16 protein-coding genes are annotated in these 19,859 nt (G+C 72.1%); 4 read left to right on the top strand and 12 right to left on the bottom strand.

The window, feature by feature from the left end:
- Positions 1-13: 13 nt before the first annotated feature.
- The gene (locus ACWDYJ_RS09170; RefSeq protein WP_451564854.1) at positions 14-1,126 is read right to left on the bottom strand and encodes an oxygenase MpaB family protein; all 1,113 of its coding nucleotides are present in this window, start codon (positions 1,124-1,126) and stop codon (positions 14-16) included.
- Positions 1,127-1,569: 443 nt separating this feature from the next.
- Here ACWDYJ_RS09170 and ACWDYJ_RS09165 point away from each other — a divergent pair, with 443 nt between their 5' ends.
- Positions 1,570-2,070, top strand: coding sequence for a phospholipase (locus ACWDYJ_RS09165; RefSeq protein ID WP_451564853.1), 501 nt, complete (start codon positions 1,570-1,572; stop codon positions 2,068-2,070).
- 381 nt (positions 2,071-2,451) lie between these two features.
- On the opposite strand, the gene ACWDYJ_RS09160 is transcribed toward ACWDYJ_RS09165, so the two are convergent.
- Entirely contained in the window at positions 2,452-3,297 is an 846-nt protein-coding gene (locus ACWDYJ_RS09160; RefSeq protein ID WP_451564896.1) for a PaaX family transcriptional regulator C-terminal domain-containing protein, read from the bottom strand.
- 38 nt (positions 3,298-3,335) lie between these two features.
- Positions 3,336-3,980 (bottom strand): GNAT family N-acetyltransferase, encoded by a 645-nt coding sequence (locus tag ACWDYJ_RS09155; RefSeq protein ID WP_451564852.1) that lies wholly within the window; start codon positions 3,978-3,980, stop codon positions 3,336-3,338.
- Positions 3,981-4,098: 118 nt separating this feature from the next.
- On the opposite strand from ACWDYJ_RS09155, the gene ACWDYJ_RS09150 reads away from it, so the two are divergent.
- Positions 4,099-5,154 carry an alpha/beta hydrolase family protein gene (locus tag ACWDYJ_RS09150; protein WP_451564851.1) on the top strand — a complete coding sequence of 352 codons (1,056 nt, stop codon included), beginning with the start codon at positions 4,099-4,101 and terminating at the stop codon, positions 5,152-5,154.
- Between the two features lie 74 nt (positions 5,155-5,228).
- Here the strand turns inward: ACWDYJ_RS09150 and ACWDYJ_RS09145 are convergent, their stop codons facing one another.
- From ACWDYJ_RS09145 to ACWDYJ_RS09105, 9 genes are all read right to left on the bottom strand, one after another.
- The gene (locus ACWDYJ_RS09145) at positions 5,229-6,440 is read right to left on the bottom strand and encodes a type III PLP-dependent enzyme (protein WP_451564850.1); all 1,212 of its coding nucleotides are present in this window, start codon (positions 6,438-6,440) and stop codon (positions 5,229-5,231) included.
- On the bottom strand, positions 6,437-8,158 hold the full coding sequence (locus ACWDYJ_RS09140; RefSeq protein ID WP_451564849.1) for an IucA/IucC family protein: 1,722 nt from the start codon (positions 8,156-8,158) through the stop codon (positions 6,437-6,439). Before ACWDYJ_RS09140 ends, ACWDYJ_RS09145 begins: the two co-directional genes overlap by 4 nt.
- Positions 8,158-9,372, bottom strand: coding sequence for an MFS transporter (locus tag ACWDYJ_RS09135; protein ID WP_451564848.1), 1,215 nt, complete (start codon positions 9,370-9,372; stop codon positions 8,158-8,160). The genes ACWDYJ_RS09140 and ACWDYJ_RS09135 overlap by 1 nt, the downstream gene beginning before the upstream one ends.
- The gene (locus ACWDYJ_RS09130) at positions 9,369-11,105 is read right to left on the bottom strand and encodes an IucA/IucC family protein (protein ID WP_451564847.1); all 1,737 of its coding nucleotides are present in this window, start codon (positions 11,103-11,105) and stop codon (positions 9,369-9,371) included. Before ACWDYJ_RS09130 ends, ACWDYJ_RS09135 begins: the two co-directional genes overlap by 4 nt.
- Positions 11,102-12,307 (bottom strand): ATP-grasp domain-containing protein, encoded by a 1,206-nt coding sequence (locus ACWDYJ_RS09125; protein WP_451564846.1) that lies wholly within the window; start codon positions 12,305-12,307, stop codon positions 11,102-11,104. Before ACWDYJ_RS09125 ends, ACWDYJ_RS09130 begins: the two co-directional genes overlap by 4 nt.
- Before the next feature lie 77 nt (positions 12,308-12,384).
- The gene (locus ACWDYJ_RS09120; protein ID WP_451564845.1) at positions 12,385-13,392 is read right to left on the bottom strand and encodes an ABC transporter substrate-binding protein; all 1,008 of its coding nucleotides are present in this window, start codon (positions 13,390-13,392) and stop codon (positions 12,385-12,387) included.
- Between the two features lie 96 nt (positions 13,393-13,488).
- Positions 13,489-14,316 (bottom strand): ABC transporter ATP-binding protein, encoded by an 828-nt coding sequence (locus ACWDYJ_RS09115; RefSeq protein WP_451564844.1) that lies wholly within the window; start codon positions 14,314-14,316, stop codon positions 13,489-13,491.
- On the bottom strand, positions 14,313-15,377 hold the full coding sequence (locus ACWDYJ_RS09110) for a FecCD family ABC transporter permease (protein ID WP_451564843.1): 1,065 nt from the start codon (positions 15,375-15,377) through the stop codon (positions 14,313-14,315). Before ACWDYJ_RS09110 ends, ACWDYJ_RS09115 begins: the two co-directional genes overlap by 4 nt.
- On the bottom strand, positions 15,374-16,294 hold the full coding sequence (locus ACWDYJ_RS09105; RefSeq protein ID WP_451564895.1) for a FecCD family ABC transporter permease: 921 nt from the start codon (positions 16,292-16,294) through the stop codon (positions 15,374-15,376). Before ACWDYJ_RS09105 ends, ACWDYJ_RS09110 begins: the two co-directional genes overlap by 4 nt.
- 266 nt (positions 16,295-16,560) lie before the next feature.
- Here ACWDYJ_RS09105 and ACWDYJ_RS09100 point away from each other — a divergent pair, with 266 nt between their 5' ends.
- Both ACWDYJ_RS09100 and ACWDYJ_RS09095 read left to right on the top strand, forming a co-directional pair.
- Complete coding sequence (locus tag ACWDYJ_RS09100; protein WP_451564842.1) at positions 16,561-17,406, top strand: (2Fe-2S)-binding protein; 846 nt, start codon at positions 16,561-16,563, stop codon at positions 17,404-17,406.
- Positions 17,407-17,658: 252 nt separating this feature from the next.
- Positions 17,659-19,785, top strand: coding sequence for a PIG-L family deacetylase (locus ACWDYJ_RS09095; RefSeq protein ID WP_451564841.1), 2,127 nt, complete (start codon positions 17,659-17,661; stop codon positions 19,783-19,785).
- The last annotated feature ends 74 nt before the right edge of the window (positions 19,786-19,859 follow it).

The raw sequence follows: 19,859 nt of genomic DNA, 5'->3' as shown, positions 1-19,859 counted from the left end.
CGGCGGTCGTGCCTCAGGTGGTGGGGGTCAGTCCGGTGGGAACGTCCCATTGGTAGCGTCGGCCCTTGTTCGTCAGGCGCAAGCCCTGCTTGAAGACGGCCAGGCCCAGTTCGTTGGACGCCTTCGCCAGGAGGGGCACGGTGTCACCGGCTCGGCCGTAGCCGAGGCTGAGGGGTGACTGGGCCTGGAGGGCGAGCTGGGTGAGGTCGGCCGGCGGGACGGAGACGACGTCGGCGGCGCGATCCCCGGCGAGGTGGCGGATCAGGGTGGGTCCGACGCCTGCGAACAGCGGCCCCGGCAGGCACTCGCGGATGAAGTCCAGTACCCCCTTCGTCAAAACCGTTCCGGCCTCGGAAGAACGCTGCTGACGGTGCAGGACGGCGTCCACCAGCGCGGTGCCGTCCTCGAACCGGGCTGGGTTGGCCCGCTCTTCGACGCCGAGGATGTGCCCGATGACCCGCCAGATGTGGAAGAACGCGTCCCGGTCCGCGGCCGGCAGATCCACTCCGAGCCTGCCCAGGCCCCGCGGGATGATGACCGAGAAGCTCATCAGCGTGGCGGCCAGGTCCTCTTGGTTGACGGGCAGCCCCCAGGAGGTGTCCCAGTCCTCGCGGCGGGAGAGGTGGTAGCGCATGGTCGCGTGCAGCAGGCGGATCTTCTGCGCCGAGCGCACCCCGAGGCCGCCCGGCGCCAGGCCGCCGGTGTCCAGGACGTCGACCACGAACTGCGCTGTCTCCATCAGCCGCCGGTACACCCCGGAGGTCAGACGCGTCGAGCGGTAGAGCACTTGGGCGCCGTCGGCGCAGCCGTAGCACAGCGGCAGGGAACCGCACAGCAGCGTGGTGACGATGTGGCCCTGGTAACGCCCGAGCAGTGCCTGGCCGCGTTCGATGAGGGACGGATCGGCCCAGGAGGGCAGCAGGGCGCTGCGGGCGAAGTACTCCTCAAGTTTTGGAGGCAGGCCTGCGGGGACCGCCTCACTGTTGTGGTCGATGCCGGCCAGTGCGTGGCGTACCTGCTCCTCTTGGCCGAGCTCGTAGACCTCCTCGATCGCGGCGTCGGCGAGCGGGTCGCCGGCCTTGCGCAGAGGGTCCAGCAAATCGTCGGTCCATACGTGTGCGGGCATGCGTACCTCCACAACCGGATTTACCGGCACCAGGGAAGAGAGGGCGAGTATGGGGCGATCGCTCCGAAGCGCCCGTGAACACGCACAGTTGTAGGACCCCGGCACCGGTGGGTACACCCCCGCTCACCCGCACGGCGCAAGCCGAATCGATCCGTCGCGCCCAACCGGCTGAAGCCTGCGGGCCCACTCCTCTGAGCCGCCGCGGGTTGGCCGCCGCCATCTGGGCCGGCCGGGCTCACTGGGCCGATACGACACGGTGCCCCGTGGTCCGACTGGAAGAGGGGGTGGCGCACTCCGTTTAAGTGTCTGATTAAAGCCATACAGGACCTGTGTGGTTGCACGATATTCCTTCCTCCAAGGGTGAGCCGCGGGAGATCCGAGGACGATCCCCCGCCGCCGCACGGGAGTCCGGGCGTCGGCCCGTCAACTCCTGGAGGAATGTCATGCGTCGCCGTCTCGTCCCCGCCCTCGCCACTGCCACCATGGCCGCTGTCCTCGCCCTCGCCGCCCCCGCCTCCGCCGCCCCCGCGGACAAGCCGCAGGTGCTGAGCAGTTGGACGCAGACCAGCGCGTCCAGCTACAACGCCTGGGTCTCGGCGCGTGCCAACCAGGGCAACTGGTCGGCGTACGGCTTCGACTGGTCGACCGACTACTGCTCCTCCTCCCCGGACAACCCGTTCGGCTTCCCCTTCCAGACCTCGTGCGCGCGCCACGACTTCGGCTACCGCAACTACAAGGCGGCCGGCTCCTTCGACGCCAACAAGGCCCGTCTGGACGACGCCTTCTACGCGGACCTGAAGCGGGTCTGCGCGCAGTACACGGGCGTCAAGAAGACCTCGTGCGACAGCACCGCGTGGACCTATTACCAGGCGGTCAAGGCCTTCGGCGTCTCCCCGGCCAACGGCTTCCCGGCAGATGCCCCGGCGGCGGCGCCCGCCGCCTGACCGTTACGGACCCACGGCTCGCCCGGCGAACGGCAGCACATCCTGCCGGGCGGCCGGGCGGCCGGGCCGGCCGCGACTCTTGCCTCGCCTATTTGCATCAGTCCCGGAACGTCGGCCCTGCGTCCCGTGAAGCGGGTGGCGGGTCGCGGCCCGGGCCGATGTTGGGCGCCGACTCGTCGCAGTGGGGCAGGTCCGGCGGGGTGCGTTTCCGACGGTCTTGCGCTCTAAATGTAGGAGGCCATCAGGTCACGATCCACTGTGATGGTGTCGTGGTCCAACGGGGGCAGCCCCAGGTGGTCACAGATCAGTTGGGTCAGCTGCCCCTCGTAGTTCTCGTTCTCGTAGTCCAGCCCAGCCGCTGTGATGAGGGAGGCCACGTCTTCAGCGCGCGGCCCGGTCCGCCGCTTCTCGGGTGATGTCGGCGTAGAGGCGGAAGAGGACTGGGCGGGCTTCGCCGCCTTCTCGTTCGTGCAGCGCCGCCCAGCACCGGGCGATGAGCTCCCGGGCCTGAGTGCCGGGCCAGGGCTGGGGCAGGAGTTGAGGCGGCAACAGCGGGTCGGGCTCCATGGCGCGGGTGAGTTCGGCGGCCAGCTCGACCGCGATGGTGAGGCGTGCGGACGGGGAGAGTCCGGCAGGGCCGGTGAGTCGGGCGAGGCGGGGCCGGGCGATGCGGCTGAGGCGGTGGTAGCGGTCGGCGATCTCCTGGAGGGGCCACAGGCGGCGGGCGAGTTCGGCAGGCTCTTGGGTGTCGCCCTTGCGCAGGTCCGTCGTGGTGAGAAGGGTGAGCGCGCTATGGGCGCCGAGACGGTGGGCCGCTTCTTCGACGTACGGTTCCCAGGTGTTGGCGCAGACGTACAGTCCGCCCTGGAGCGGGGCGCCGCCGAGGTGGACGAGCGTCTCGCGCAGGTCGTCACGGGCCGTGCGCGCCGATTCGGGCACCGCGAAGGCGGCCAGGTGCCAGACACCGTCCCAGGGCGCGAGCCCGGCGTCCTGCTGGAATGCGTGCCGGAGGAAGTCCGCGTTGGGGGCCAGGGCACGCGTGGTGTCCACGGTCGCGTGCAGCTCCGCCTTGCGGCCGCGGCCCTCGTGGGTGAACCGGCCCTCGGCCACGAGGCGTTTGACGCACAGCCGCACCTGCTGGTCGCTCATGCCGAGGGTGTTGGCGACGGCGTAGAGCTCGTCCGCGCCGACGGTGCCGTCCTCGCGGATCAGCGCGTGGACGAGCATGCGGGTGGGGATCTCGACGTGGTCCTCCGTCTTGGCGCTCACAGTTCTCTCACCCCTCCAGCCCCTTTCGTTCCGACGGCGCGACGCATGGTGGTCACCGCTCCGAATCCCAGCAGCCCCCGCAGGTAGGGCGTGCCCTCGGTCCGCACGGCCGTGAAGCCGCGCCGCTCGTACAGGGCCCTGGCTCGCGGATTGGTGTCGATCACATCAAGTCTGATCTCCCGGCAGTGCTGTTCCGCCGCGACGGCGGCCACTTCCTCGATGAGCAGGCTCCCGACGCCGCGGCCGCGTATGCCCGGGTCCACGGCGATGCCGTCCATGACGAGCTGTCCGGGGGCCGGGTGGCGTTCGAACAGGGCGAGGAGCAGGAGTCTGCGCAGTCCTCGCACGTGTCCGTACGCGCGCAGCACGGCGGAGGCCGATCCCCCGGTGAGGGCACGGCCGCCGAGCTGGTAGCCGGCGAGGCCGACGAGCTGCCCGTCGAGGAACGCGCACACCGCGCGATCGGCGTTCAGGTGGGCGGCGATGAAGGGCACCGCCTTGTCCGGCGGGTTCAGCGCGGGGCCGAGTTTGCGGCCGAAAGCGTCCCAGTACAGCTCGGCCGCCCGCCGCTCGGCGCCGGCCGGAAGGCCCCGCCGGACCGTCACTGGTCCAGTACCGGTGTCCGTCGCGTCCAGTCCCATGCCTGCCACACCCTCTCTTCTCGCTGCACCCGAGACTCAAAACTATCATTCTCATGACGACCGTGCTCGAACTGATAGTTTTAGTGAGCGCTCACCCGAACAGAGGCGGTCAGATCCCATGTGTCCAAAGATCCAGCCCAGACGGCACGGGCTCCGCATCACCGCGTGGTCACTCGTGACGGTCCTGGTCGTGGCCGCCGGTCTCGTCGGTGTGGTGCTGTGGCAGCACTCCTACGACATGGACGAGCAGCGGGTTTCGATCCGTCACGGCGGCCACACCCTCGACGGAGTACTGGCCACCCCCAAGGACGGCCGCAAGCACCACGGCCTGGTCGTGTACGTCCACGGCGACGGCCCCGTCGACGCCACGCATGACGACGGTTACAAGCCCATGTGGGAAGCGAACGCCAGGGCCGGCTACGCCTCACTGTCCTGGGACAAGCCCGGCGTCGCGGGCGCACCCGGGAACTGGCTCGGTCAGTCCATGGAGGACCGGGCCGACGAGGCAGCCGCCGCCATCGCCTGGGCGCGCGCCCGGCCGGACATCGACGGCGAACGGATCGGGCTCTGGGGCGCCAGCCAGGCGGGCTGGGTCCTGCCGAAGGTCGCCGCCAAGACGCCCGTGAGCTTCGTCATCGCCGTCTCGCCCGCGATCAACTGGCTCCAGCAGGGCCGCTACAACCTCCTCGCCGAGCTGCGCGCCGAGGGCGCATCAGCAGCCCGTACCAACGCGGCGATCGCCAAGAGCGACACCACCCGAGGGCTGCTGCAACGCCGCGCGCCCTTCGAGGAGTACGTCAGGGCCATGGGCGGCGACGCGGACGGCATGACCGCCGATCGCTGGGGTTTCATCTCCAAGAACTACACCGCGGACGCCACGCAAGACCTCCGCGCCCTGCGCGGCGTACCGGTGCTGCTGGCCCTCGCGGGTCATGACATCAACGTGGACACCGCCGACACGGAGCGCGTCTACCGCCAGGTCTTGGACGCGGGCGGTGCGATGACGGCCGAGCACTACCCGGACGCGTCCCATTCATTTCTCAAGCAGTCCATCGAGCAGTCGGACCTCAAGATCACGCTCACGGCGCTCTTCTCGCCCCGTTCACTCTTCGCGGACGGATTCCTGGACGACCAACGCGAGTTCCTCAAGCGTGTACCGCCCGGTGCACTGTGAAGCGAACGCCGACAGCCGACGTGCGGCCCCCGCGTACGCGGGGGTCGCACGTCGACGCCGCATGTCCGCGCCGGTCAGGCGTCGTGAGCGCCGAGGAAGTGGAATCCGGGGCGGGGGTGCATCAGGAACTCGTGGTGCGAGATGTTCCAGGCGTAGGCCCCGGTGAGCGCGAAGATCACCCGGTCGGCAGTGCGGAGAGCGTCTACCGGGGCGCCGTGCGCGAGGACGTCCTTGGGGGTGCAGAGCTGACCCGAGAGGGTGGCGTGGCCGGTGACGGTGGCCGGGCGGGGCCAGCGGTGCGGCCAGTCCTCGACGGGCAGCACGGTGAACGGCTGGTCGTGGCCGCGGGTGGCGGGGGTGCGCAGGTGGTGGGTGCCGCCGCGGACCACCGCGAAGTCCTCGCCGTGGCTCTGCTTCACGTCGAGCACCTCGGTGGCGTACCAGCCGCAGTACGCGGTGAGGGCCCGCCCGGGTTCGATGCGCAGGGTCAGCCCGGGGTGGCGGTCGAGCAGCTTCTCCAGCCCGGTCCCGAAGGCGGTCCAGTCGAAGCGCGCGGCCGGATCCGCGTAGTCGACGGCCATGCCGCCACCGACGTTGACCTCGTCGATGCTGATGGCGTGGCGTTCGGCGAGTGCGGCGGACCAGTCCGTGATCTGTTCCGCGACCTCGAGCTGGGCGGAGGCGTCCAGGCCGCTGGCCAGGTGGGCGTGGATACCGCGCAGCCGCAGTTGACGGCCGAGGGGGCCGGCCAGCAGGCGTACGCATTCCTCGGCGGTGTCCGGATCCATGCCGAACGGGGTGGGCCGGCCGCCCATCGCGAGGGCGACCGAGTCGAGTTGGCCGGAGGCGACGGGCAGGTTCACCCGCAGCATGATGTCGACGGAGGCCTGCGGCGTGGCGGCTTCCAGTACGGCCGCCAGCCGGTGCAGTTCCTGTACGCCCTCCACGTGCCAGCGGTGCACCCCGGCGCGGACGGCCTCCGCGATCTCGGCCGGGGTCTTGCCGGGACCGCCGAAGGCCAGCGGGGCGTCCGGCACGGCCCGGCGCACGTGTGCCAGCTCTCCCCCGCTGGAGACCTCGTAGCCGTCCACCGCCCCGCGCAGTGCGGTCAGTACGGCGGGCTCGGGATTGGCCTTGGCCGCGTAGTACAGCTCGACGCGGGCCGGCAGCGCGGCCCGGACCGCCGCCGCGTGCGTGCGCAGGGCGTCCAGGTCGTAGACGTACGCCGGGAGCGCTTCCGGCGTGAGCGCGGCGACGTGGTCGCGTACCAGAGGGGTGACGGTCATCGGGTGCTCCAGACGGACGGGCGGGCGGCTTCGGCGAGGACGGACTTGGCGATCGGGGACGGCAGCTGGACATAGCCGGCCGCGCGGTCGGCCTTGCGTTCCCAGCGGGTCAGCAGGTTCGCCTTGGCGGGAAGCGGGACGCCGGCGAGCAGGGCGCTCAGCCGGGGCGGGCAGCCGTGTTCGTCGGCGTAGGACCGCAGGGCGCTTCGGACGCCCTCCCAGAGGGCGCCCTCCAGCTCGGGGTACTGGTCGGCCAGCGCGGCGAGCAGCTCGGAGATGTGGTTGACGAGGAGGCAGTAGACCACCCGGTCCCAGCCGCGCTGGGCGTCGTAGGCCATCGGCCCGGCGACCTCGGGGGGCAGCTGCGCGAGCAGCGCGGCGTTCTGCTCGGGGACGAGCTTGGTGCCCTCCAGGTCGCGGAAGAGCACCTGGGCGGGGTGCCCGTCGCCGTCCACGCCGATCAGTACGTTCTGCAGGTGCGGCTCCAGCACCACGCCGTGGTCGAAGTAGGCGGCGAGCACGGGCGCGAGCAGCAGTCGCAGGTACGCCGCCCACCAGCGCAGGGCCTCCTGCGGTTCGGCGCCGTGGAGGAGCCGGGAGATGTGGGCCGAGCTGGTCGGGTACTCGTCGGCCACGGCCGCCGCGAGCAGCGGGGTGACGCCGGGCCGCACGGAGTGGTCCAGGCCGTCGCGGACGATCAGTCCGAAGCCCTCGAACAGGGCGAGGTCCGGGGTGCCGTCCGGGCCGGGCAGGGCCAGGGTGCGGAAGGCCGGCTCGCGCAGCATGGTGGCGTCCGGGAACCGCTCGGCCAGCTCGCCGAGCGCCGGGGCCAGCAGCCTGGTCAGCGCGACGGCGCCGGTCAGCTCGTAGGCGGCGTTCTTGCGCAGGCAGTTGGTGATCCGGACGTTGAGGCTGAACTTCAGGAAGGCGCCCTCGCCGTAGAGGGTGCGCACGGAGGCGGTCGGGGTGAACGGGGCGCCGCCGGGGCCGAGGTCCAGTACGTCACGGCGCTCGATGGCCGCCCGCAGCGCGGGGTTGTCGCGCAGCAGCTCGTACTGCCAGGGGTGTGCGGGCAGCAGCCGGTATCCGGCGGGGACCTCGCGCAGACCGTCGATCAGCGCGGTCGTCGCCGGGTCGAGGCTCTCCTCGGCGAGGAGGTGGGCGCGCACCGCGAGGTGGCGCAGCGGGAAGGAGGCGCGCGCTTCCGGCGCGTACGCGGCCCAGGCGGCGCGGCCCTCCGACCGCGACTTGGGGGCGGGGTGGAAGCGGTGGCCGAACAGCAGGGCCTGCTCGGACTCCAGGTAGCGGTCGGCTTCGGCCTCGCCCCGGTCCGACAGCGCGCTGGCGACGCCCTCGTGGCTGGAGGCGACCTGCCCGAGGAACTCCTCGTTGCCGACTCCGCTGCGCAGGGTCAGTTCCTGCCCGAGGTGCTCGGCCAGCTCGTGCCAGCTCAGTTCTGCCCAGCCGTCCGCGCGTTCCTCGAAGACCGGCCCGGTGAAGCGGTGCGCGCCGATCAGGGAGGTGCGTCGCAGCGCGACGCGGAGCAGTACTCCGCGCCGGGGAAGGCGGATCAGCAGTCGGCCGTCGACGACGGCGCTCTGGTGCTCGGGTCCGGACACCTCGCGCAGCAGGCAGTTGAGCAGGGTGTGCGCCACCGCGTGGTCGGCGGAGGGCAGGCCGACGGTGGGCGAGGTCAGCGACTGTACGGGCGCGGGCATCAATGACTCCAACGGGTACGGGGGAAAAGGGCGAGCGCGGCCGCGCCGAGCGCGGTGGCCAGCGCGGCGGCGGTGCCGATCAGCACGGGCGCGGAGGCGCCGAGCGTGCTGTTGGCGAGGGCCGCGACGGCGCCGGCGGCTACCGCGCCGCCCTTGGAGACGAATTCGAGGGTGCCGAACATCCGGCCGGGGGCGCGGCCGCTCGCGGCCTCGGCGGCGAGCACCGAAAGGCAGACCAGGCCGAGGGTGAGCCCGACGCCGAGCAGCAGGCGCACCAGGACGAAGGTGAACAGCGAGTGGGTGACGGCGTGGCCGGCGAGGCCGAGGGCGACGAAGGCGAAGCCCAGCGCGATGCCGGTCCGGGGGCGGTCGAGGAAGCGGCTGTGCACCCGGGCGGCGAACACCAGGTAGCACAGGTGGGGCAGGGCGAACAGCACCCCGGAGACGGTTCCGGAGACGCCCGGCAGCCGTTCCTCGACCAGGGCTATGAGATAGGGGAAGGAGATGATGGTGGAGAAGACGAACGCGAACTCGAAGGCGTAGAGCAGACGCAGCGGCCCCGCCGCCGGTACGGGCCGGGGAGCGGTGTCTTCCTCGGTGCGGGACGCCGGGCGGCCCGGTTCGGGCAGCATGGCGAGCAGTCCGGCTGCGGCCAGCGGAAGGACCGCCATCACCAGGTACTGGCGGTGCGGTGATATCCACGGGGTCAGCGCCCCGACCAGGATCGGGGCGGCGACCAGCGAGGCGCGGGCACTGCCCTGCATCAGGGTGAGGGCCTTCGACAGCCCGGGGCCGTCGAGGGCGGCGGCGAGGTAGCCGTTGGTGGCGGCGAAGGTGCCGCCGAGGAAGCCCTGCAGTACGAGGGCGACCGTGAAGGCCGGCAGGCTTTCCGCGGCTCCGGCGAGCAGGAAGGAGACGGTGAGGCCGAGTTGGGCCCGCAGCAGGAGCCGCTTGCGGCCGAAGCGGTCGGCCAGCCGGCCCCAGAGCGGGGCGCCGAGCGCGCTGAACACCGTCGGCACGATGTAGAGCACGCCGGCCCAGCTGCCGGTCGGGTCGCCGAGCGCGGGCAGGATGGCGGTGAGGTACGGGGGCAGGCCGAGGGCGGCGAAGGAGGCGACGAAGTAGCACGCGGCGATGGCGTGCACCTGCTGGCGGTCGAGGCCGGCCGAGCGTCTCCTGGCCGTCGCGGGGTCTGCCACGGTGTCGGCGCTCATCGGGCGATCCCCGCCCGGTGGAGGTAGTTCGGGCCGCTGGTGTAGTGCTTGTTGATGTCGGCGGCGCCCGATCGCTGCTTGCTGAGCAGGGTGCCCGCGGTGACCATGGCCTTCACCGGCAGCCGGTCGGCCTCCAGCAGGTCGGCGCGCAGCGCGGTGCCGTCGTCGCCGAGGCGGTCGACGGCCTCCGTCAGCCGCTGACGCAGCATGCCGAGGGGTCTCTCCAGCGGGATCCGGCCCCGCGCGGACAGGGCGAAGGCCAGGGAGGCCGTGCAGAGGTGGCCCGTGATGGTGGTGAACAGGTCGGTGAGCGGACGGTCGCTGTCGGAGAAGATCCGGGCGTCGTCGAACTCCTCGGGGCGCGGAGCGAGCTCGCCCAGGGTGGCCTTCAGGCGCAGCCCGTTGATCCGCAGGCCGTCGTTGTCCTTGTAGAGCAGCCGGAGTCTGGTGGCGCCGTCAACCCGGTCGAACACCAGCGAGGTGTTCTGCTGGTGCGACTCCAGGGCGATGCCGTAGCGGAAGAGGGCGGTCTGCCAGTCGAGCAGCAGGGTGAGGAAGGCGTCGTAGAGGGCGAGCGGGTCGCCGTCGTAGAAGCGGTCGGCGAGGTGGTCGAGGACCAGTCGGCCGCTGGGCGCGGTGGCGGGCAGCGAGGCCAGCGGTACGGTCACCGCTTCGTCCAGGCCCGCGGGGTAGCGGCGCAGCAGCACGGCGATCAGCTCGTGGCCGCCTTCCGCGTAGGTCTGCTCGTCGGCGTGCAGGATCGTTTCGGTGAAGCGCGCCTGCAGGCCGATCACCGTCTCCAGCAGGCGCTGTCCGGCGGCGCCGTCCGGCAGCACACCGGCCTTGATGGTGCGGCGGTTGCGCATGCCGAGGGTGGCGGTGGCCAGCGGCAGCTTGAGGTGGCAGCGGGGGTCCCGGGCGACGGCCACGGTCCGCATGGAGAGCGTGGGTACGACCTCGAGGTACGGCTTCGGGCCCTGCACGGCCACGCCCTCCAGGCCGGCCTCGCGCAGCGCGTCCGCCAGCGGGGCTCCGGCGGTCAGCGGGTGGACGGGCAGGGTGAGGTGGTCCTCGACGGCCAGTGCCGGCAGGCCGATCGCCTCGGGGGTGGGCCACCAGTCGGGCAGCGGCTCCGCGGTGTGCAGTTCCAGCGCGCCGACGGGTACGGCGATCCACCGCAGCAGGAAGGGCGGGTGGAACTCCGGTGCGTAGCCCGCCAGTTCCGCCTCGGTCAGGCCCGACCGGCCGCGCGCGGTCGGGTACACCGGGTGGTCCAGGTAGGCGGCCAGGGTGTCCTGGGCTATCGAGGCGCCCATGCCCGACCAGTGGGCGGGGTCGCTGCCATAGCGGGCCGCGAGTGCGTCCAACACCTCGGGCTGCGCCTTGTCGTGCAGCTCCATGGTGGCCAGGGTCTGCCGGCACTCCTCGGCGAAGGCGTCATGGCCGACCCGGTCCTCGGGCTCGGCCCGCTCGCGCAGCGCGGCCAGGATGGCGTTCAGGGTGACCAGTTCGGCCCCGTCCACCTCCAGGAGCGGCAGCCGTGCGGCGTACTCGCACTGGAAGCCCTCCTCGGCCACCGGCAGCAGCAGCGCGCCGCCGTCCTGGTCCCGGTCCAGGCGCAGCCACAGGCCGTCCGCCCGGTGTACGGGGACGCTGCGGGTGCGCAGCCCGAGTACGTCCTCGCGCAGCAGCGCGGACAGCACCCGCAGGGTCAGGCTCTGTTCGGCGCTCACGGGGTGATCTCCCACTGGTGACCGGCGGCGAACTCGGCGGCAACGCGGCGCAGTTCGTTCAGATCCGGGCCGAGTGTCCAGATCATGCCGAGGTAGTCGCGGTTGGTGCGGTAGTGCGGGTGGCGCTGGCCGACGGCCCGCAGGGGGCGGTAGGAGAGCTCGACGCCGTCGATCACCAGGTCGCACGCCTCGGGGGCGGCGCTCAGGGTGCCGGCCCGGTCGGCGAGGACGGCCAGGTTGTGGGCCAGGATGTCCGTCCGGGCTCCGAGGTCGGCGGGGAGCGCCTCGCCGAGGTGGGCGCGAAGGACGAGTTCGAAGTAGGGGATGCCCAGGAACCGGGCCATCGCCAGGTCGGTCCGGTCGCCCACGGCGCGGTAGTTCACCTCGATGATCCGGGCCCGGCCGTCGGCCTGGACGACGAACTCGGTGTGGCAGGCGCCGAGGCCGACCCCGACCGCGTCCAGCTGGGCGAGGACCTGGTCCACGACGGGGCGCGGGTACTCGTGGACGAACTCCATGACCTCCTCGATGAAGGCGGGGAGGGCGGAGATCTGGGTCCGGAAGCCGCCGAGTACGTGGCGCACGGTGCCGTCGCCGAGGGTCTCCAGCGTGCACAGTTCGCCGTCGAGGAACTCCTCGATCACCAGGGCTGCGCCCGTGCGGCGCTGCTGGATGTCCTTGGCGAGCCGGATCAGGTGGTCGAGGTCCTCGGCCAGCGCCACGTCCTCGCTGGCCACGCCCTCGCGGGGCTTGACGATGCAGGGGAACGGGATGTCGAGTCCGGCGAGTGCGGAGGGGTCCTGGCCGGGGGCCAGTTCGGCCGACCGTACGGCGTCCAGCCCGCGGGAGGTCAGGTGGCGGCGCAGTTCGGCCTTGTTCTTGGCCCGGAGCGTGGCCTTCCAGTCCTTGGCGGGCAGGTCGAAGTACTGGGCGGCCAGAGCGGCCTGGGTCTGAAGGTGGTCGCTGTTGGTGAAGACGGCGTCCGGTGCGTGGTGGCGGGAGATGCGGCTGACGACCTCGCGGAAGTCCCGGACGTCGCACTCCAGCACCTCCGGGGCGAAGGGAAGTCCCGCGTAGGCGCGGCGGTGCGGCTCGGCCGAGTCGGAGAGGACGGTGACGTCGAGTCCCAGTTTCGCGGCGGCCGGAAGGAAGCCCTCCGTGACGGAGTCGGTGGGGTTGAGCGCGAGCAGGTACAGCCGCATGGGGACGGTCCTCTCCTGTGGTGGTGACGGCGGTGGTGCGGTAGGGGCGGGCCTCGTCGGCCCGCCCCGGACCGGTGCTACTTCGGGGCGTCGACGCCGGCGGCCTTGGCGATGTCGTTCAGCATCTGGTCGGCGGCCTGCACACCGATGCCGGACATCCAGGTCTCGTCCGGGACGTTGAAGACCTTGCCGTTCTTGACGGCGTTCAGGCCCTGCCACACCGCGGTGCTCTGGACCTCGTTCTGCTTGGTCTTGGTCGGGTCGTCGGCGACGGTCACGAAGACCAGGTCGGCGTCGGCCTTGTTGATCTCCTCGGCACTGACGTCGAGCATCGCGGCGTCGACGTCCTGCGACGCGGGGCGGGCGAGGCCGACGTCCTTGAGCACGGTGCCGCTGAAGGAGGCCTTCTGGTACAGGCGGGTCGGACCGGCAACGAAGCGCACGACCGAGGCGGTCGGCACGGTACCGCCGTTCTTCTCCTTGATCGCCTGGCCGAGCTTGGCGGCGCGGGCCTGGTAGTCCTCCAGCGCCTTCTTCGCCTCGGCGTCCTTGCCCAGGGCCTGGGCGTACAGGGCCAGGTTCTCCTTCCAGGGCTGGCCGGTGGTCTCGGCCAGGACGGTCGGGGCGATGGCGTTGAGCTTGTCGTAGACCTTCCCGTGGCGGACCTTCGAGGAGAGGATGACGTCCGGCTTGAGGGAGGCGATCAGTTCCAGGTTCGGCTCCGTCATCGGGCCGACGTCCTTGGCGTCCTTGACCTTGTCCTTGAGGTAGTTGGGGAAACCGCCCTCGGTCTTCATGTGCGGGGAGACCGCGCCGACCGGGGTGATGCCCAGCAGCGTGACGTCGTCCAGCTCTCCGCTGTCCAGGACCACGACGCGCTTGGGCTGGGCCTTGATCTCGGCGGTGCCGGCGGCGTGCTTGACGCTGCGGGGGAAGGAGGCGGCGGAGCCGGCGGCGGGCTCGGAAGCGGCGGCCTTCGGGGTGTCGGCGCCCTCGCCGCCGCCGCAGGCGGCGAGCAGGGTGGTGGAGAGTGCGAGGGAGAGGACGGCGACGGGCAGTCTGCGGGCGAGAGCGGTGCGGGCCATGAGGGTTCCTAGTCTGTGCACGGGGACGGGGTGGAGCGCCGGGATCCCGCCGCTGAAGGCGGGCCGGAAGAACGGGAGCCGGTGATCGGGGACGGGTCAGACGGCTGCGGTCGGTGCGCTGACGCGGCCACGGGCGGAGACGCGCGCGGACGGGATGACCAACGGGGTGCCGGTCTCGGGGTCGGGGACGACCCGGCAGGGCACCTGGAACACGGACTCGACCAGTTCCGCGGTCAGCACCTCGGCCGGCGGCCCGGCGGCCGCGAGTTTGCCGGCGTCGAGCACGACCAGGTGGTCCGCGTACCGGGCGGCTTGGCCGAGGTCGTGAAGCACCATCACCACCGTCCGGCCGGCCTCGGCGTGCAGGTCGGCGACGAGGTTCAGTACGTCCAGCTGGTGGCGCAGATCCAGGAAGGTGGTCGGCTCGTCGAGCAGCAGCAGTTCGGTGTCCTGGGCCAGGGCGAGGGCGATCCAGGCGCGCTGGCGCTGGCCGCCGGAGAGCTGGTCCACCGGCTGGTCGCGCAGAGCGGCGGTGCCGGTGCGCTCCAGCGCCTCCTCGACCGCCGCCTGGTCCGCCTTCGACCAGGGGCTGAGCATCCGCTGGTGGGGGAACCGGCCGAGCCTCACCAGCGACTCGACGGTGATCGCCTCGGGCGTGACGGGCTGCTGCGGGAGCAGGCCCATCCGGCGGGCCAGGACCCTGGCGGGCATCCGGTGGACGTCGGCGCCGTCCAGGGTGACCGTTCCGGAGGCCGGGTCGAGGAGCCTGACCAGGCCGCGCAGAAGGGTGGACTTCCCACACGCGTTGGGGCCCACGATGGCGGTCACCGCGCTGCCGGGGATCGTGAGGTCGAGGCCGTCGATGATCACCCGGTTGCCGTAGCGCAGGTTGAGGCTCTGGGTGGCCAGCTCGTTGGCGGTCATGAGTCGTTCCTCTGGGGAAGCCGGCCCTGGCGGATCATCAGCCACAGCAGCCACGGCGCGCCGAGGGTCGCGGTGACGGCGCCTACCGGCAGGCCGTGGACGGGCAGGACGTGCAGGACGAGAAGGTCGGAGGAGAGCAGCAGGACGGAGCCGAGCAGCGCGGTCAGTGCCAGCGTCGCCACGGTGGGCGGGCCGGCGAGCAGGCGGACCAGGTGGGGTACGGCGAGCGCCACGAAGGCGACCGGGCCGGTGAGCGCCGCGGCCAGCGAGGCGAGTGCGATGGTGAGCAGGAGCAGCCAGAGCCTGTCGCGGTTCGGCTTGAGGCCCAGGCCTCCGGCGGAGTCGTCGCCGAGGTCGAGTACGGAGACCCGGCGGTTCATCAGGAAGGCGCCGGTGGCGGTCAGGGCGATCGCGCTGCCGGCCGCCCACACCTCGGGCCAGTTGCGTCCGTAGAGCGAGCCGGTGGTCCACTGCATCGCCGAGGTGGCGAGTTCGGCGGGGAACCGGACGATCATCAGGTTGACGGCCGCGGCCAGGCCCTGCTGCACCGCCAGGCCCACGAGCACCAGCCGGGTGACGGCCATCCGGGAGCGCCATGCGAAGCCGCCCAGCAGGACCGCGGCGAGCAGGCCGCCGCCCAGCGCGGCGAGCGGGATCATCGCCTGCGAGGCGCCGGTGGCGAGCATCAGGGTCGCGCCGAAGGAGGCGCCGCCGGTGACGCCGATGGTGTCGGGGGACGCGAGCGGGTTGCGGAACAGCCGCTGGAGCATCGAGCCGGCCACGGCGAGACCCGCGCCGGCGATCAGCGCCGACACGACCCGGGGTGCGCGGAACTGCTGCACGACCAGCACGTCACCGGGCTCCCCCAGGCCGACCAGTGCGCGCAGCGCGTCCCAGCCGGACATCTTCACTTGGCCGGTGGCGAGCGCGATACCGGTCAGAAGCACCAGCAGCGTGACCGCGACGGCGCACCACAGCAGCGTACGACTGCGCGCGCGGGCCCTGGCGCTACGGCGGCCGCGGGCGGGCGCGGCCTCGGGGGTGGTGAGAACGGCGGTCATCGGGCCACCTTCCGGGCCAGCACGGCGAGGAGCGGCGCGCCGAGGAAGGCCGTCACGATGCCGACCTCGATCTCGGAGGGGCGGGCCACGACCCGGCCGAGCACGTCGGCGGCGAGCAGCAGGACCGGACCGGCGATCAGGCAGCCGGGTACCAGCCACCGGTGGTCGCCCCCGAGTAGCGGGCGAACCAGGTGCGGGGCGGCCAGGCCGATGAAGGCCACCGGCCCGGCAACGGCCACCGAGCAGCCGGCCAGCAGCACCACGGCGAGGCCGCCGATCAGCCGGATCCGCGCGACCGGCACGCCGAGCGACTGCGCCGCCTCGTCGCCGAGGGCAAGTGCGTTGAGCGCCGGGGAGATGGCGAAGGAGGCGACCAACCCGATCACCACGAACGCCAGCACGGGGGTGAGCACGTCGAGGTTGCGGCCGCCGATCGAGCCGGCCAGCCAGAACCGGGCCTCGTCCAGGGTGCGGTGGCTGGCGAGCATCAGCGCGGAGGTCCAGGACATCAGCACCACGCTGAGGACGGTGCCGCTGAGAGCGAGCCGGACCGGGTCCAGGTCGCCGCCGCGGCGGGACATGGCGAAGGCGGCAAGGGCGGCGGCCGCCGCCCCGGCGAAGGCGAACCAGAGGTACTGCACCGGCTGGTCGAGACCCAGCGTGAAGATGGCGGTGACCACGGCAAAGCTCGCACCGGCGTTGATGCCGAGAGTGACGGGCGAAGCCAGGGGATTGCGGGTGACGCCCTGGGCGACGGCCCCCGCCACTCCGAGTGCGCCGCCGACCACCAGGCCGATGAGGGTCCGCGGAACCCGAAGACCCGTCACCACGTCAGCGTCGCCGCCGTGCCCGCCGCCGAACAGTGCGTCAAACACCGTGGGCAGAGGGATCGCACGCGTCCCGAGGGCAAGGCTCATGGCTGTGCACAGCAGCAGCGCACCGAGGCCGGCGGTCAGCAGCAGGAGCCGCCGCACCGCCGAGGCCCGTTGCGCCGCCGGGGCTGTGGGAGCCGGCAGATCGAGTTTCAGCACAAGAAGCGATCTTAGGTTAGGTTTACCTAAATTCGTCAAGTCGCGTCCACCGGAGCGCCGTACGAAGACTCCACCACGGCACTATAAGGTGAGCCTCACCTTAGTCGATGTTGGTCGATGGTGGTCAACGTTGGTCAATGTTTGGAGCCCCCATGTCCGAGACGCAGCTGGTCCGGCCACCCGTCGCCGGTCTGCTCGACGGGACGTACCGGCGCCTTACGGAGCTGTGTCCCGCGCTGCGCGTGGAACTGACGACGACCCAGCCGCCCCGAACGCCCGCACGGACCTGGGTCGAGGCAGCCGGACTCGATCAGCACCGCGAACAGCTCATCGCCGACGAGAAGGCCCGCATTCTGGCCGAGTACGACTGCACCCCCCGCGGACACGTGGCGGCCTCCCGCCTGCTCCATCACTACCTCTGGTCCCTCTGCCTGCTCGTCAGCGGCCCTTGGCACCTGGAGCGCAGGGTGCCGAGAATCCGGCCCGAGGACCTGTGGATCGACTCCCGGACCGGTGACCTCGCCCTGCGCCCCGGTGACTTCGCGTGCCTGCCCGGCGACCCTGCCGCCGGCCGACCCGGTGCGCGGGTCCTCGCCGGGGAGGACGAGCTGCGCGCCGAACTGCGCGCCGTCGTCGCCGAACACGTCACACCCGTACTCGACGCCTTCCAAGACCTGCTGAAGCGCGGCCCACGCGCCCTGTGGGGCATGGTCACCGACGATCTCGCCTCCGCCATCTGGTACGTGGGACGCATGCTCGGTGAGGAGGAGGACGCCATCCGCGCCGCCACCGCCGTACTCCCGGGCGACACTCCGCCCTTCCCCGGCGCCGCCGCGTTCCGTCGACTGCCGGGCACGGACGGCCGCGTCCACCACACCCGCACCCGCCTCGGGTGCTGCCTCTACTACGCCATCCGCCCGGCCGAGGCCTGCCTCACCTGCCCCCGCACCGCCGACGCCGAACGCGTCCGGCGGCTGGAGCAGCCGCCGACCGCTTGAGCGCGGCGCGATGAGAGGGAAATCACCTCTCCGCCCCGTCGTGGCCACTGCTCAAGCGTCACCAAATGGGACAAGCCACCCATATTTCATATTCAACTCGGTTTATCTACATATACCCCTTGACGGTGCGTCAGTCGCAAGGGCCCGATGCATAATCGGGCCCGGTCGTCTCCGGAAGCGGTGGAGCCATCGGAACGCCGACCCTCCCCCTCGGCGGAATTCCGCACCGGACCGATCCTCAAGGCGTTGTAGATGTCCCTGGTCAGCCGCACCCGCCTCGCGGCCCTGCTCGCCGCGCTCACCGTCGGCGCCGCCGGGGTGACGACCTGGGCCTACGGATACGGGAACGCGCAGGAGCCGACGGCCCCCGAGGTGACCTTCCGCCCAAGTGTGACCGAGGGCACAGTGCTTCAGGTCGTCGCGCATCCCGACGACGACCTCTTCTTCATGAACCCCGACCTGAGCCGCTCCATATCGACGGGCGTCAAGGTCGCCACCGTCTACCTGACCGCCGGCGAGTCCGACGGCAGGAACGAGGCCCACGGCCCGCACCTGGAGGACCCCGCGCGCCCCGCCGACCACGCCGCCTACGCGGAGGCCCGGCAGAACGGCATACGCGCCGCCTACGCGCAGATGGCCACCGGTGACCGCACCAGCGCCTGGCAGCGCAAGTCCGTACCCACCGTCGGTGGGGGGAGCGCCGAGGTGGACGTCCTCGTCGCCAGGCCCGAGGTCAACCTGGTATGGATGCAGCTGCGTGAGGCCCGCAGCATCTCCGACGACAATCCGGACAGCCTCCGCGGCCTGTGGGACGGCAAGGTTCCCGCCCTGGGCGCCCAGCTGGCCTCCGGGACGCCGGTCAAGACCTCGTTCTCGTACACCAAGGAGCAGGCCGTGGAGGCCATCGCGGACGTCTTCGCGATGTACCGGCCGACCACGATACGGACTCAGGACCCGACGCCCGGCCGGTCGCACGGCGGCGGCGCCTTCCTCGACCACCAGGACCACATGTACGGCGCCCGCTTCGCCCAGGCCGCGGCCGAACGCTACGCGAAGTCCGCGGGCCGGCCGCACTTTTCGGTCCAGAACTATGTGAGCTACCCCAACAGCTCCCTGCCTCCGACACTCGACCCGCAGGCGGCCGAAGAGAAGCTCGCCTACCTCAAGACCTACGCCTGGACGGACCACCAGGACTGGTGCGGCAGCCCGGCCGGCTGCGGCGACCGCAAGACCGCGACCCGGCCCGCCGGCGCCGGATGGAGCCAGACCATCCGCTACAGCCGGGGCGACGGCACCTCCTGGATGACCGAGGGCGTCCCCGGCCGGCTGTGGGCCTTCGCCGTCCTGGACGGCCGGATGGCGTACTGGTCGCGCAGCGGCCCCAAGGCCCTCTGGCAGGGGCCCCGGTTCCTCCCCGGCGCCGGCATCGACGCGGGCATGACAGCGGCCCGGCTCCCCGACGGCAGGATCGCGGTCTTCGGCACCCGCACCACCCTGGGCGCCACACCCCAGGAGTACGGGCGCGACCTCGTATACGCCGTCCAGGCCGCGCCCGACGGTGGCTTCGGCCCGTGGCAGTCGCTGGGCACCCCGGACACAGACGACATATCGGGCACCTCGGCGATCAGCGCACCGGCCGTCGGCGTGGACCCCACGGGCCGGATGACCGTGTACGTACGCGATTCCCGGCGCACCCTGCGCGCCCGCGCACAGGCGACCCCGGACGGCGTCTTCGGCGCGTGGCAGGCCCTGGGCGGGACCGGTCTGCAGGGCGACCCGGTCACCGCGACCGACGGGGCGGGGCGGCGCCACGTGTACGCGGCCACGGCCCAGACCGTGCTGGCCTGGGTGCAGCCGACCGCGGACACCCCGTTCGCCGGCCCCTTCCCGACCGGCCTGCCGGCGACCACCGGTCCGCTCTCGGCGAGCCCGCAGGGCGACGGCGTCCGGCTGTACTTCCGCCGCCCCGGCACGGGCACCGTCGGTACGACCCTGGCCACCGCGGGCGGGCCCGCGCCGACGTTCTCCCAGGTCACCGAGGCGGGCGGCGAGGGCGGCTACGGCGCCGTCGGCGTCGCGGGCCACCTGCTCGCGGGCCGCGCGGGCGCGGGCACGCTCGGCGTGTCGGGGCCGGACGGCGCGCCGTCCTGGTACGAGTCCCAGATGCTCTTCACCGGCGCACCGGCGGCCGTGGCCGAGGTGGACGGCACGGCCGTCGCCGCAGCCCTCGGCCTGGACGCCGGTCTGCACATCACGACGGCTCCTCCGGCCGGTTCCGAACCGCTCGGCAGCCGCCCGCCCTCCTCCCCGTGGCACCGGGCGGTCCAGCCCTCGACGGTCGGGCAGACCGGGCGCGCGGCCTCCGTGTCGCAGCGCTGACCGGTGCGGGCGAGGATGGCGGCGGGCCACGCCGGGCCCGGCGAGGCCGACTCCTCACCTCCTGACCACCTGAC

It is taken from the genome of Streptomyces sp. NPDC003042 (assembly GCF_053591315.1).
This window is presented reverse-complemented; position numbering and strand designations above follow the sequence as displayed.

Bases quoted from the DNA above. Each gene is read 5' to 3' on its own strand.
- ACWDYJ_RS09170 (WP_451564854.1), bottom strand. From the start codon at position 1,126: ATGCCCGCACACGTATGGACCGACGATTTGCTGGACCCTCTGCGCAAG.
- ACWDYJ_RS09165 (WP_451564853.1), top strand. From the start codon at position 1,570: ATGCGTCGCCGTCTCGTCCCCGCCCTCGCCACTGCCACCATGGCCGCT.
- ACWDYJ_RS09160 (WP_451564896.1), bottom strand. From the start codon at position 3,297: ATGCTCGTCCACGCGCTGATCCGCGAGGACGGCACCGTCGGCGCGGAC.
- ACWDYJ_RS09155 (WP_451564852.1), bottom strand. From the start codon at position 3,980: ATGGGACTGGACGCGACGGACACCGGTACTGGACCAGTGACGGTCCGG.
- ACWDYJ_RS09150 (WP_451564851.1), top strand. From the start codon at position 4,099: ATGTGTCCAAAGATCCAGCCCAGACGGCACGGGCTCCGCATCACCGCG.
- ACWDYJ_RS09145 (WP_451564850.1), bottom strand. From the start codon at position 6,440: ATGACCGTCACCCCTCTGGTACGCGACCACGTCGCCGCGCTCACGCCG.
- ACWDYJ_RS09140 (WP_451564849.1), bottom strand. From the start codon at position 8,158: ATGCCCGCGCCCGTACAGTCGCTGACCTCGCCCACCGTCGGCCTGCCC.
- ACWDYJ_RS09135 (WP_451564848.1), bottom strand. From the start codon at position 9,372: ATGAGCGCCGACACCGTGGCAGACCCCGCGACGGCCAGGAGACGCTCG.
- ACWDYJ_RS09125 (WP_451564846.1), bottom strand. From the start codon at position 12,307: ATGCGGCTGTACCTGCTCGCGCTCAACCCCACCGACTCCGTCACGGAG.
- ACWDYJ_RS09120 (WP_451564845.1), bottom strand. From the start codon at position 13,392: ATGGCCCGCACCGCTCTCGCCCGCAGACTGCCCGTCGCCGTCCTCTCC.
- ACWDYJ_RS09115 (WP_451564844.1), bottom strand. From the start codon at position 14,316: ATGACCGCCAACGAGCTGGCCACCCAGAGCCTCAACCTGCGCTACGGC.
- ACWDYJ_RS09110 (WP_451564843.1), bottom strand. From the start codon at position 15,377: ATGACCGCCGTTCTCACCACCCCCGAGGCCGCGCCCGCCCGCGGCCGC.
- ACWDYJ_RS09105 (WP_451564895.1), bottom strand. From the start codon at position 16,294: ATGAGCCTTGCCCTCGGGACGCGTGCGATCCCTCTGCCCACGGTGTTT.
- ACWDYJ_RS09100 (WP_451564842.1), top strand. From the start codon at position 16,561: ATGTCCGAGACGCAGCTGGTCCGGCCACCCGTCGCCGGTCTGCTCGAC.
- ACWDYJ_RS09095 (WP_451564841.1), top strand. From the start codon at position 17,659: ATGTCCCTGGTCAGCCGCACCCGCCTCGCGGCCCTGCTCGCCGCGCTC.